13 protein-coding genes are annotated in these 11,807 nt (G+C 61.3%); 2 read left to right on the top strand and 11 right to left on the bottom strand.

Annotated features, from left to right (window positions below; genetic code table 11):
- Positions 1-218 precede the first annotated feature (218 nt).
- On the bottom strand, positions 219-755 hold the full coding sequence (locus tag ASD83_RS03340) for a TetR/AcrR family transcriptional regulator (protein ID WP_056307923.1): 537 nt from the start codon (positions 753-755) through the stop codon (positions 219-221).
- A gap of 98 nt (positions 756-853) precedes the next feature.
- On the opposite strand from ASD83_RS03340, the gene ASD83_RS03335 reads away from it, so the two are divergent.
- Both ASD83_RS03335 and ASD83_RS03330 read left to right on the top strand, forming a co-directional pair.
- On the top strand, positions 854-1,633 hold the full coding sequence (locus tag ASD83_RS03335; protein WP_056307921.1) for an SDR family NAD(P)-dependent oxidoreductase: 780 nt from the start codon (positions 854-856) through the stop codon (positions 1,631-1,633).
- Between the two features lie 15 nt (positions 1,634-1,648).
- On the top strand, positions 1,649-2,650 hold the full coding sequence (locus tag ASD83_RS03330) for an NADP-dependent oxidoreductase (RefSeq protein ID WP_056307919.1): 1,002 nt from the start codon (positions 1,649-1,651) through the stop codon (positions 2,648-2,650).
- 32 nt (positions 2,651-2,682) lie between these two features.
- Here the strand turns inward: ASD83_RS03330 and ASD83_RS03325 are convergent, their stop codons facing one another.
- From ASD83_RS03325 to ASD83_RS03280, 10 genes are all read right to left on the bottom strand, one after another.
- Positions 2,683-4,479 carry a diguanylate cyclase gene (locus tag ASD83_RS03325; RefSeq protein WP_056307917.1) on the bottom strand — a complete coding sequence of 599 codons (1,797 nt, stop codon included), beginning with the start codon at positions 4,477-4,479 and terminating at the stop codon, positions 2,683-2,685.
- A 159-nt stretch (positions 4,480-4,638) separates the two neighbouring features.
- Positions 4,639-5,019, bottom strand: coding sequence for a YybH family protein (locus tag ASD83_RS03320; RefSeq protein ID WP_244489086.1), 381 nt, complete (start codon positions 5,017-5,019; stop codon positions 4,639-4,641).
- The gene (gene lexA / locus ASD83_RS03315; protein ID WP_056307915.1) at positions 5,019-5,726 is read right to left on the bottom strand and encodes a transcriptional repressor LexA; all 708 of its coding nucleotides are present in this window, start codon (positions 5,724-5,726) and stop codon (positions 5,019-5,021) included. Before lexA ends, ASD83_RS03320 begins: the two co-directional genes overlap by 1 nt.
- Before the next feature lie 287 nt (positions 5,727-6,013).
- Entirely contained in the window at positions 6,014-6,430 is a 417-nt protein-coding gene (locus tag ASD83_RS03310; RefSeq protein WP_056307913.1) for an HIT family protein, read from the bottom strand.
- A gap of 12 nt (positions 6,431-6,442) precedes the next feature.
- Positions 6,443-7,570: a hypothetical protein gene (locus tag ASD83_RS03305; protein WP_056307911.1), complete on the bottom strand. Its 1,128-nt coding sequence runs from the start codon at positions 7,568-7,570 to the stop codon at positions 6,443-6,445.
- 59 nt (positions 7,571-7,629) lie between these two features.
- Entirely contained in the window at positions 7,630-8,805 is a 1,176-nt protein-coding gene (locus tag ASD83_RS03300; protein ID WP_056307909.1) for a GNAT family N-acetyltransferase, read from the bottom strand.
- Complete coding sequence (locus ASD83_RS03295) at positions 8,795-9,556, bottom strand: glycerophosphodiester phosphodiesterase family protein (protein WP_056307907.1); 762 nt, start codon at positions 9,554-9,556, stop codon at positions 8,795-8,797. Before ASD83_RS03295 ends, ASD83_RS03300 begins: the two co-directional genes overlap by 11 nt.
- Before the next feature lie 68 nt (positions 9,557-9,624).
- Positions 9,625-10,083, bottom strand: coding sequence for a RidA family protein (locus tag ASD83_RS03290; RefSeq protein ID WP_056307905.1), 459 nt, complete (start codon positions 10,081-10,083; stop codon positions 9,625-9,627).
- On the bottom strand, positions 10,080-11,408 hold the full coding sequence (locus tag ASD83_RS03285) for a DNA polymerase IV (RefSeq protein ID WP_056307903.1): 1,329 nt from the start codon (positions 11,406-11,408) through the stop codon (positions 10,080-10,082). Before ASD83_RS03285 ends, ASD83_RS03290 begins: the two co-directional genes overlap by 4 nt.
- Before the next feature lie 9 nt (positions 11,409-11,417).
- On the bottom strand, positions 11,418-11,672 hold the full coding sequence (locus ASD83_RS03280; protein ID WP_056307901.1) for a DUF3572 family protein: 255 nt from the start codon (positions 11,670-11,672) through the stop codon (positions 11,418-11,420).
- Positions 11,673-11,807: the final 135 nt, after the last annotated feature.

The following is an 11,807-nucleotide window of genomic DNA, read 5'->3' as shown; positions in this document are numbered from 1 at the left end:
CCATGCGCTTCGGCACGTCGTTGGTTCGTTCGGAGCGAAGCTATCAATATCGTGGTCTAGCCGTTGGCTGTTATGCGGACACTCTTCGTTTGGCCACCGTGGCCGCTGCTCCGGCCTTCTCGCAGCGGGAACCAATCCTGGGAGCTCGAGACAGGCCCCGGCCTAAAGCCGGGGCGACAATCGAGTTTGTGGGTGCATTGGACGAAAAGCGAAGTGATCTAGCCGTCGAGGCCCACAAACTTCCGCGCGGCGTTCATGATTTCGTCTGACAGCTCTTCCGGTTCGGCGAGGCGCGCCAGGACCATGGCGCCTATGAGGGTCGACCAGCGCCCGATGGCGTCGGCCCGGTTGGCGGCGTCATCGCCGAATGCCTGGATATGCTGCTTTACCTTCTCACCCAGCACCTGCTTCGTTTCGAGAGGGGCGCGCGAGATTTCGCCGCCGAGCGCTGCAAAGACACAACCGCGATCGGGGTGATCCCGATGCTGCGGCGTCAGGTACGACTGCGCAAACGTTTCAAAATCAAATGGTTGCGCCCCGCTGGCCTGCTGTTCCTCGGCCGCCGCCGCAAGAGCCGCGTTGACGAGCTCCTGCTTGTTGGCGAAGTGGCGGGGAAACCCTCCATGCGTCAGGCCCGCCGCCTCCATGATCTGGGCCACACTCACCGCTTCGATGCCGCGCTCCCTGAAAAGCTTTGACGCCGCCGCGACGATCGCCGCCCGGCTCTGGGTCTTTTGTTCCTGGCTGGTGCCCACAAGAAACTCCAATCTAGATGATTGTCATCATCTTGACTTCTGGATGATGGTCATCATCTATGTCGCATCGATCCGTTCCGTCTTCAACAGGGTTAGTCATGTCTACAGCACTCATCACCGGCGCATCGGCCGGCATTGGCGCCAGCTATGCGCGTCGCCTCGCAGCGCGCGGCTACGATCTCGTCCTTGTCGCGCGTTCGACCGGCAAGCTCGAGGCGCTGGCCGCAGACCTGCGGGCTTCCCATTCGGTCGCGGTGGAGGTACTGACCGCAGACCTCACCAATGCGACGGCACTCAAGGCGGTGGAAGACCGGCTCCGTTCGGGCGGCCCGGTCGATCTGCTCATCAACAATGCCGGCGACTCCCTGCCGGGGACATTTGCGACCGCCAAGCCGGACGATCTGGATTGGCTGATCCAGCTTAATGTCACGGTGCCGACCTTGCTCGCTTCGGCCGCACTGGCGGGAATGCTCGAACGGGGAGAGGGGAGCATCGTCAATATCGGCTCTGTCGTGGGACTGGTGCCGGAATATTTCCCCGGTATTTATGCGGCGACGAAATCCTATATCCTGAGCTTCTCGCAGGGTCTGGCCGCTGAAGTGGGTCCAAAGGGGATCTATGTTCAGGCGGTCCTTCCCGCAGCAACGCGGACGGCCATCTGGGACCGGTCCGGCGTCGATGTGGCCAGTCTCCAGAATGTCATGGAAGTGGATGATCTGGTCGATGCCGCCCTGGTGGGATTTGATCTGAAAGAAGGCGTGACCATTCCGCCGCTGGCCGACGCCGCCCTGTGGAACGCTTTTGAGACGGCCCGCCGCGCCTTGCCACCCAGTTTCGCCAATGCGGTCCCGGCCGAACGCTACCGCACCAAGGCCTGAAGAGGAGTACCAGCCGTGAAAGCATTCATCCTCGACCGGTACGGCAAGTCATCTGCGCTCCGCCTTGGCGAGGTCGCAGAGCCCGTCATGGGCGACACCGATGTTCTGGTGCAAATCCATGCGGCCGGGGTCAACACGCTCGACGTCAAGATCCGCGATGGCGAGTTCAAGGCTATCCTGCCCTATAAGCCGCCTTTGGTGCTCGGCCACGACATTGCCGGCACGGTGGTTCGTATCGGGGCAAAGGTGCAACGCTTCGGCATTGGTGATGCGGTCTATGCACGCCCACGCAACATGCGTATCGGCGCTTATGCCGAGCAGATCGCCGTCGACGAAGCCGATCTTGCGATCATGCCATCCTCGCTCAGCATGGAGGAAGCAGCGTCCATTCCACTGGTCGGGCTGACCGCGTGGCAGGCTTTGGTCGAAATCGGCAAGGTTCGCAAAGGCCAGAAAGTGTTCATCCAGGCCGGGTCTGGCGGCGTCGGCACATTCGCCATTCAACTCGCCAAGCATCTGGGCGCCTGGGTCGCCACCACGGCCAGCGCTGCCAATGCGGATCTCGTCAAAGGTCTCGGCGCCGACATCGTCATCGATTACAAAACGCAGGATTTCACCAAAATCCTGTCCGGCTATGATCTTGTGCTCAACAGCCAGGATACTGAAACGCTCGGCAAGTCGATCGGCATCCTCAAGCCGGGCGGCATCGCCATCTCCATTTCGGGGCCGCCCGATCCGGCATTTGCCCGCGAATATGGCCTCAACCCCTTTCTCGGGCTGGTCTTGCGCCTGATCAGCGCGGGCATTCGCCGGAAGGCGCGGCAGGCGGGCGTGCGCTACGCGTTCCTGTTCATGCGGGCCGACGGCGCTCAGCTTGCGCAGATTTCTGCCCTGCTCGATGCGGGCATTATCCGGCCGGTGGTCGATAGGGTTTTCCCCTTCGCGCAGACCAACGACGCCATCGATTACGTCGAAAAGGGGCGGGCCAAGGGCAAGGTCGTGATCAACATCCGCTAGCGGCCAGCGCCACATGCGGCGCCCAGTTCTTTTTATGCGAGACGCCTGTTTGCGCGGCCGGACCAGTCGCAAACAACGACATTTCTGCCGCTGGATTTGGCCTCTAGAAGTGCCGCATCGGCTCGTTGCATCAGGGTCGCTTTGGGGCGATTGTCCTCCGTCGTGGCGACGCCGATGGAAACCGTCACGGCTCCCAGAGGTTGCCCCTGATAGTCGATCGGCGCTGTTTCGATGGCGTGCCTGATCGCTTCCGCTTTCTGAAGGGCTGCGGTTCCGTCTTGCTCACGAAATATGACAGCGAATTCCTCGCCGCCATATCGATGCGTAATGCCGGCTTGTCCGGCGACATTGGTGATAATGGCGGCAACCTGACCCATGACATAATCGCCGGCGTCGTGTCCGAATTGATCGTTGAAGCGCTTGAAATGGTCGATATCGATCATCATCAGCGATGCCGGATCGTCTTTGTCTCCCTTCATGAGATCCGCCAGATTTTCGTCCAGCGACCGCCTATTGAGCAATCCGGTCAGCGGATCTCTCACCGCGAGATTGGCCAGTCGATCGCGCAATTGAAGATTGGCGATCGCCAGCGCCAAATTTTCGGCGATCAGTTCGACATATGTTCGTGCCTTGCCAAGGGCGGCGCTGCCGTCGGCTTCTTCAAAATAGAGGACGCCCACCGTATCTCCGCGCGCGGAGAGCGGGACACAGAGAGCCGAGCTTTCGTCGCGTTCCGCCAGGTGCAGGCATCTGACATCGCTATTTGCCCCGTCACTCAAATGTGCTCTGCCTCTTCGAATCCCCCAGCATTCGAGAGTTGAAAACTCCTCGCCGGATAGGGTGGGTGTGCCCCAGCTGCTTTTGGCACTCAGCGCCGTCCTTCCCGTGTTCATCACAAAGAGATGGCCCGACAGGTCCGGAAAGAGCTGCGAAGCAAACAAGGACACGACGGGCGCGAGCTCGCCTTCCTGGCGGCAGGCCTGAAGGCGGTGCATGAGTTGAAGGATCTGGTCCTTGGTCTGCTGATCCTGACGCCGCTCGGCATCCAGACGCTCGCGTTCCAAACCATTGTCGCGAAATACCTGAATCGCCTCGTTCATGTCGCCGATCTCGTCGCGACGGCCATGAGCCAGAAGCTGAACGTCGTAGTCCTGCCGAGCCAGGCGTCGAACGACGTCGCTCATGCGCAGCAAGGGCCGGGTGACGCGGCGCGTCAGGACGAAATAGAGCACGCAGAGGAAGACAAGCGCGGTCAAAGCGAGGGTGGATTTGGCGACCGTGCCCCAAAAACCTGCCTGCGTGCTCGCCTGTTCCACTTGCCCACGGGTTCGCGCTGAAACGAGATCGACAAATTGGCGAACGCTGCTCAAGAGGCCAAGCTGGGCTTCTTCGTGCTCGGGGGAGAAGAGGGCGGCTCGGGCCTGGTCTGCCGCTCCGTTGGTGAAGTCCGAGACTGCGGCCTCTTCGATTGCATCCAGAATTTCCGCGTCTGCCTCGATTGTGCGGAGCGCTGCCAATTCTTCGTCGGGCAGGCCCTTTTCTCGCAGCAGGCGAACGGCGCGTTCCCGCTCACGTTCTTCACTCAGAGCGGCCTGAAACCTGTCCAGGTAACGCGGCTCGCCGGTAAATACGTATAGCCGGGCATCCTCAGTTGTCAGTTCGGCGGCCCGGCCCAGCCCTTCGACGCTCTCATCGACCTTCCACGCCAGGTCGAGGGCGTCGCGCTCGCGATCAGCGTAGTGCGTTGCAATGATGAAGGAGCCGCCCGACAACAAGGTCAGGCCTACGGTCAAGACATAGGCCAAATTGGTGATCGTGCTGATGCGCATCGCGGTCCTCGCTCCAATTAGGCAGCCTGATATCAGGCTAAAGGATGCGCGACGGCGCTAAAAATCGGCTTAAATTTTGCCATTTTGTCCGCTTCGTGAAACCAGCCCGGTCGATGGGCGCGCCGCCAGGGAACGCTGGACCTTCCAAAGCTGGTCACTTTATTCCGGAAAAGCGCTGAGGTGCTCATGAACGATGCGCCAGCCGTTCTCGTCTCTGGCAAGAACCGTGGTGCCGCGCCCCATGCCTTCCGCGGCTTCGCCCTCGATGGTGGCGCGCCAGTGGAAGCGATAGATGCAGCTGGCGGCTTCCGCGCTTTTGGCGATCCAGGTGAGGTCTTCGAGCCAATAGGTTTCGTTGGCGAGACGCTGCCAGGTGCGTTCGAAGGCCTGGCGCGCTGCATCACGGCCCTGATAGGTGCCGGAGCTGAACCAGAAGCTGGCTTCCGGATCGATCAGGGGAACCAGCAGCGCAAAATCGTGCCGGTTGATCAGGTCGGCATAAGCCGCCATCACCGCTTCAGGTGTGGCGGCCACGCCCATCAATATTTCCGCAGGAGACCAACGAGCCGGCCCTGAACTTTTACGCGGTCAGGCGGGAAGATACGGGTTTCGTAGGCGGGATTGGCGGCTTCGAGGGCGACGGTATTACCCTTGCGGCGGAGGCGCTTGAGGGTGGCTTCCTCGTCATCGACCAGGGCGACGATGATCTCGCCCGTCGATGCAGTGTCCTGCTTCTTGATCAGCACCGTATCGCCATCGAAAATACCGGCCTCAATCATCGAGTCGCCACGCACTTCGAGCGCATAGTGTTCGCCGGCACCGAGCATTTCGGGGGGGACGGCGATGGTGTGGGAATGGCTCTGGATCGCCTCGATCGGCGTACCAGCGGCAATGCGGCCCATGACGGGGATCGAAATGGGGCGGGCATAATCGTCATTGCTGCGCGCTGGGGGCGAGGCGACCTTGCCCAGAGTGCCTTCGATCACGGAAGGCTCGAAACGAGCCTTGCGGCCGCCGAGCGAGGGGTTCATCGAATCGGGAAGCTTTACCACTTCCAGCGCACGGGCCCGGTTGGGCAGGCGGCGGATGAAGCCGCGCTCTTCAAGCGCGGTGATCAGCCGGTGAATGCCGGATTTGGAAGCAAGATCGAGCGCGTCCTTCATTTCATCGAAGGATGGCGGAATGCCGCTTTCCTTCATGCGTTCATGAATGAACATGAGAAGTTCGTGTTGTTTGCGCGTCAGCATCGCCCGGCCACCCCAGAATCGGAACATAGACGGAACGACTATATGTGTTCCACCTATGTTCCACAAGAGTCTTCAGACTTTTGGGATGATACCCGTTAGATAGACCCGCGCCCGAGCCATTGGAAAACCGGTCTAGTGCCGCCCGGGAGTGCCGACCCGGCGGGCGCACACCCCTCAAAAGTCGAGCGATTCCTATACTCGGAGCGATTTCGGGCTGGGCCCGGCCTTCCCCGGGGTGACATCTGTCGGAGCGGGCGGGTGCCGCGCGAGGGCGGCATTTTCGGTCGCTAGAGAGCGGCGGCGATCTCCTTGGCCAAGGCCGCCAGTTCGCCGTCGTCGGCGCGGGTGGCGGCGTGGGCGCCGAGGGCCACGCCTTCATAAGCGGGGATCAGGTGGAAATGCAGGTGAAAGACGGTCTGGCCGGCCGGGGCTTCGTTGAATTGTGCTAGGCGCAGGCCGTCAGCCTTGGTGGCGGTCTGGACTGCCCTTGCGACGCGCTGCACCAGCGGCATGACCTCGGCCAGGGCTGCGGGATCAGCATCAAGAAGGTTACGCGACGCGGCCTTGGGAATGACCAGCGTGTGGCCCCTCGATTGCGGGAAAATGTCCAGCATCACCAGGGCAGTGTCGTCCTCGTAGACCTTGTGGCAGGGCAGCTCGCCCTTGAGGATTTTGGCAAAGATATTGGTGGGATCGTAGGTCATGGGCCCCTCAGATTATTCCGCCGGCGAGAGCGTTTCGTCGCCGGCATTGTTGGCATAGCGGAAGCGGAAGAAGTTGAGAACGGCAAGGCCCGTCAATGTCACGGGAACATATTTTACGCCGCGCGTGATGAAAAACAGCGCGATGTTGACCGCCGTTTCCGCCGACATCGCGCCCTTACCCATGGCGGAGGTGAAGGAGGAGGGCACGATGTGGCGGTAGATAAGGTCGTCGGAGCGATAGTACTGACGGGCGCGTGCCGCGAAGGCGCGCTTCGAGCTTGAATAGTCGCGAAGCTCTTCGAGGCCCATATCGCCGTGGAACTCCACTTCCGAGCCGAGGGCCCAGACTTCGGGTGCCATGAGACGGTCTTTTCCGATGACGGTAAAACGATCGATCAGGTCGCGAAAAGTGACGTAGTTGGCGTTCCAGCAATCGTCGGTCTTGGCGCCGTGGGAGAGGACGAGGACATCGGCGCGGGTGAGCTTCTCGTCCATGCCGGCGTAGCTCCCAGCGGAAAAGTCGACGCCGGACTTGGCGATTTCGACGATAGCGCCGCGCTTTTCGAGCGCCTTGACCATGGCGGAACCGAAGGCGCCGCCTGTGCCGGTGACGAGGAAGCGGCGACCCTCGATCTGGCATGTGGTGCCGACGAGCAGGTCAAAAGTGTTGGCGAAGGAGGAGAAGAAATTGTGCGGATAGACGTGGTGCATGGCGTGGTAATTGTTGTTGACCCACAACAGCCCCTGTTTGCCGCCCACGCGATCCATCGACATGTGATTGTAATCGAGCCCTTCCTCGCGCAGCGACATGACGAACATGACGGTGCGAACGACTGCGACGACCGCGACTGGCTGCCACGGAATAGCGATGAGAAAGAGGGCGATGGCAACCATCGAGGTCAGATATTCCGGCAGTACGTGGAGCCAGATGTTCTGGCGCGCATAGGCCGGATTGATCTGCATATCGAGGCCGAGGAATTTATGGTGGACCCAGTGCCAGGACGAAAAAGTCCGCAGCAGCGGGATCTTCGAATTCTCCCAGCGGTGCAGGAGCCAATGCAGGGTGTCGAACAGCGTCGTTGCCACCACGAAGACGAGAAGGGCTTCGAGAAAAAAGGCTACGACGTCCCAAAAATCCATTGGTCCCGGGTCTCCTGCGCTATTGGACAGGCTTGCTTAACACACTCGATTGTCTGGGGCTAACGCTCCAGCCGTTCGCCGCGCCGGAATGGGCTAAACCCTTCCAGCGCCTCCTGTTCCCGCTCGACTGCGGGGCGCTCGGCGTCGAGATAGTCGGCAACGGCTTCGCGAAGCCCGGGATGGGCGATCCAGTGGGCGGAATGGGTGGCGACGGGGGTGTAGCCGCGCGCCAGCTTGTGTTCGCCCTGCGCGCCGGCTTCGACAACACTGAGGCCATGGGCGATGGCGTAGTCGATGGCCTGATAGTAGCAGACTTCAAAGTGGAGGAAGGGCACGTCGCGGGTGGCGCCCCAATTGCGGCCATAAAGCCGGTCCTTGCCGATGAAATTGATGGCGCCGGCAATGGGTTCGTCGCCTTCATAGGCTAGGACAAGAAGGACGCGATCGGCCATGTATTGGCCGAGCAGGGAGAAGAATTTGCGGTTGAGATAGGGCTGCCCCCATTTGCGCGCGCCGGTGTCCTCGTAGAAATCGAAGAAGGCGTCCCAGTGGTGCTCCTCGATATCCCTGCCGCTGAGCCAGCGGATGGTGATTCCGTCTGCCAGGGCGTCGCGGCGCTCGCGACGGATCACCTTGCGCTTTCGCGAGGAGAGGGTTTCGAGGAAGGCGTCAAAGCTCGGAAAGCCGTCATTGTGCCAGTGGAACTGGGTATCGACGCGTCTCAGCCAATCGGAGGCGGTGGCCGTGGCGGCATCGTCGTCAGGCAAGAAGGTGAGGTGAACCGACGAGGCATTGCGCTGGCGGGCGAGCTCTTCGGCGGTCGAGAGCAGGGCGGCGCGGATTTCGAGGCTCTCTGAGGGTACGAGCAGTTTTGGCGCAGTCACCGGGGTGAAAGGGACCGAGCCCTGTAGCTTTGGATAATAGTGGCCGCCGGCGCGTTCGAGCGCCTGGGCCCAGCCGTGGTCGAAGACATATTCGCCCATGGAATGCGTTTTGAGGAACAGCGGCAAGAGGCCAACGGCGGCGCCGGTTTCGTCCTTGATGAGGATATGCTGCGGCATCCAGCCGGTGCGGCCGGTGGCACAGCCTGATTCCTCTAACGCGAGGAAAAAAGCGTGATCGAGGAACGGGTTGTCGGGCACCCCATCGGTGCCCGGCACAAGAGAGTTCCACTGTTCGGCCGGAATGGAGGCCGTCGAGGGATGGATGGTGGCGGAGATTTCGTTAGGAGGCACTATCCGGGTTGAACCCTTCGAACACAATCTGGTCGATGTAGGGGGCCGCAGCCTCCGCTTCAACCTTAGACCGGATCGTCCAGGCGGTCACCGGCTTGCCAAGGGCGCGCCAGAATGTGATCGCGGGGAGCGTCAAAGCGCTCTTGTCGCAGGAAATGAAATCGAACTGCGTCTCGTGCCAGTGGAGGAGGTGACGCATGGTGTAGCGCTCGTCCTCGGTGATCCCCGGGGGATAGTCCTCGCCCTCGTAGTCATAAGTGATGATGCCGCGCGGGCCGGTAAAGCCGTATTCGCGAATGAGGGTGATGAGGCGCGGATCGAAGGATTCGACGGTGGTTGGGCCGGAATATTTGGCGATGGCCTCAGCCGCGACGGTGGCGAGGCGGCGGGTCGCTTCGAGGCTCGGCTGGTGCTTGAGTTCGACCTGGAGGAGCGCGCGGCCGGAGATTTGCTCGAGGAAGGCGTCGAAGGTCTGTGGGCGGTCGCCGGCGGCGCTGTCGAGTAGTTTCAGATCAGCCATTTCGGCGAGAGTGCGGTCGCTGACGAGACCGGTTTCGCCGGTCAGGCGCTCGAGGTCTTCATCGTGGAAGACAACCGCATGGCCGTCGCTCGTGAGTTGCAGGTCGCATTCGATAGCGAAATTGCCCGCGATGGCCGCAGCAAAGGCGCTGGCACTGTTTTCGATGACGCCATTGGCGCGGTCGTGCAGGCCGCGATGGGCCACGGGGCGGGGAAAGAGCGGTTCGGTCATGAGAAATCTGCCGTGAAATCGGAGGCGTGGAGTTCGCACGCCTCCGTGACAGTGCGATTACAGCTGGATCAGACTTCGACCACGGCGTCGATTTCAACGGCAGCGCCAAACGGCAGCGAGGTCACGCCAAAGGCGGCGCGGGCGTGCTTGCCCTTGTCGCCCAAAATGCCGACCAAGAGGTTCGATGCGCCATTGGCGACGAGGTGCTGCTCGGTGAATTCATTGTCGGAGCAGACGAGAACGGTCAGCTTGAGGACCTTCTTGATGTCCTGGAGCGGAATTCCGGCGGAATATACGATGTGTGAGAGGACATTGAGGATGGCGAGTTCGGCGGCATTGCCGCCTTGCTGGACGTTCATCGTGTCGCCCAGGCGGCCTTCCACCACGCCGTTCTCGCCTGCCGAAATCTGGCCCGAGACATAGAGGAGATTGCCGCTACGGGTGACGGGCACATAGCTTGCCACCGGCGCCTTGGGGGCGGGCAGCTCGTAGCCATATTCACGGAGCTTTTGGATCGGATCGGTCATCTGGTCTTGCCTTCCAGGTCTTCTGCTTCTTCTTCGGATGCCGGGGCCGAACTGGTTTCGGGCCGGCTGGTATAGAGTTTGCCGCGGACAACTGCGGTGCGGCCAAAGCGGGTGCGCACGCGGTCCATGGCCCGTTCCGCTGCCGCCTTGCGGGCAACCTGCGGTTCGAGAAGGTCCGAGGGATCGGACCCGTCGGCCGCTTCGATGCCCGAAATACCGATGCCGATCAAGCGGAACGGCGTGCCATCGGCCTCGCGCTGCAGGAGGTTCAAGCCTGCCTCATAGAGCACATTGGCGAGCTGTGTGGGCATCATCAGGTGTCGGGCGCGGGTGCGCAACTTAAATCCTGATGTCTTGAGCTTTAGCGTCACCGTGTCGCCCACGATGTTCTTGGCTTTGAGGCGCTCGGAGAGGCGTTCGCAGCACTGGAGGAGCGCGGTGGAGAGCTCTTCGAGGGTCGCGAGATCGTTGTTGAAGGTGGTTTCGGAGGAAACGGTCTTCATCTCGCCATCGATGGAAACGCGGCGGCTGTCCTGCCCGCGGGAGAGGCGCGCGAGGCGTGCCCCCGATTCGCCATAGAGGCGCATGAGCTGGATCGGGTCGGCCTCCTGCAACTGGCCGATCGTATGGTAGCCGTCTTTCTTCAGCGTCTCGGAGAAAACCTTGCCAACGCCAAAAATCAGGCTGATCGGCTTGGGGGCAAGGAAAGAAAGCGTTTCCTCGGCGCCGATGACGGCGAAGCCGCGGGGCTTGTCGAGATCGGAAGCGACCTTGGCGAGGAATTTATTGTGGCTGAGACCGACGGAAATGCTGACGCCGATTTCCTGTTCGATGGTGCGGGAGAAACGCGCCAGGGTTAGGGCAGGGGGCGATTTGTGAACCTTCTCGGTGCCGGTGAGATCGAGAAAAGCTTCGTCGATGGAGATGGGTTCGACGAGCGGGGTCAGTGCGTCCATATAGCGGCGAATCTGGCGGCTGACCTCGACATATTTGGCCATGTTGGGCTTGATGATCACGGCGTCGGGGCAGAGTTCGCGCGCTTTGAACATGGGCATGGCCGAGCGGACGCCGGACTGGCGGGCGATATAGCAGCAGGTGGAAACGACGCCGCGCACGCCGCCGCCGATGATCAGCGGACGATCGCGGAGGCTCGGGTCATCCCGCTTTTCGACCGAGGCATAGAAGGCGTCGCAATCGACATGGGCGATGGAGAGGCCAAAAAGCTCGGAATGGCTGCGGATTCGGGGCGAGCCGCATTGCGGGCAGCGGCGGGGTTCGGCCGCCGCCGTTCCGGAATTGAGGCAATCGCGGCACAGCCAGTCCATCGCCTCGGCTTATCCGTTGGGGTTGAGCTTGTGCCAAAGGTGCATGAACGATTCCGGGTTGATGCCGGCATTTGCGCAGAGAGCGAGCAGAATCGGTTCGTTTGCGGCAAAGTAGTCGATGAGCCCGGTTTGCAGCCGCTTCGTGCCGATCGCGGAACGAAGAGATTGCGGATCGAGCCCCGCATGCTGCATGAAAGCCAGCAGTTCATCGGGATTTTCGGCAAGGTAACCGAGGCAGGCCCCGGCGACTTCTTCGAGGTTCAACGATGACGGTTTCGCGAGTGGCAAGTATTGGCCTCATTTGAGGTTTTGTAACGGATTGAATGTTACCCCATAGCAATGGGGAAGCGAAGGGCCGTGGTGCTGGGACCGGGGAAATTACCGGTGCCACAGGCACGC

It is taken from the genome of Devosia sp. Root685 (assembly GCF_001427875.1).
Classification (GTDB): domain Bacteria; phylum Pseudomonadota; class Alphaproteobacteria; order Rhizobiales; family Devosiaceae; genus Devosia.
The sequence above is the reverse complement of the archived record's forward strand: the minus strand, read 5'-3'. Positions and strand labels throughout refer to the sequence as shown.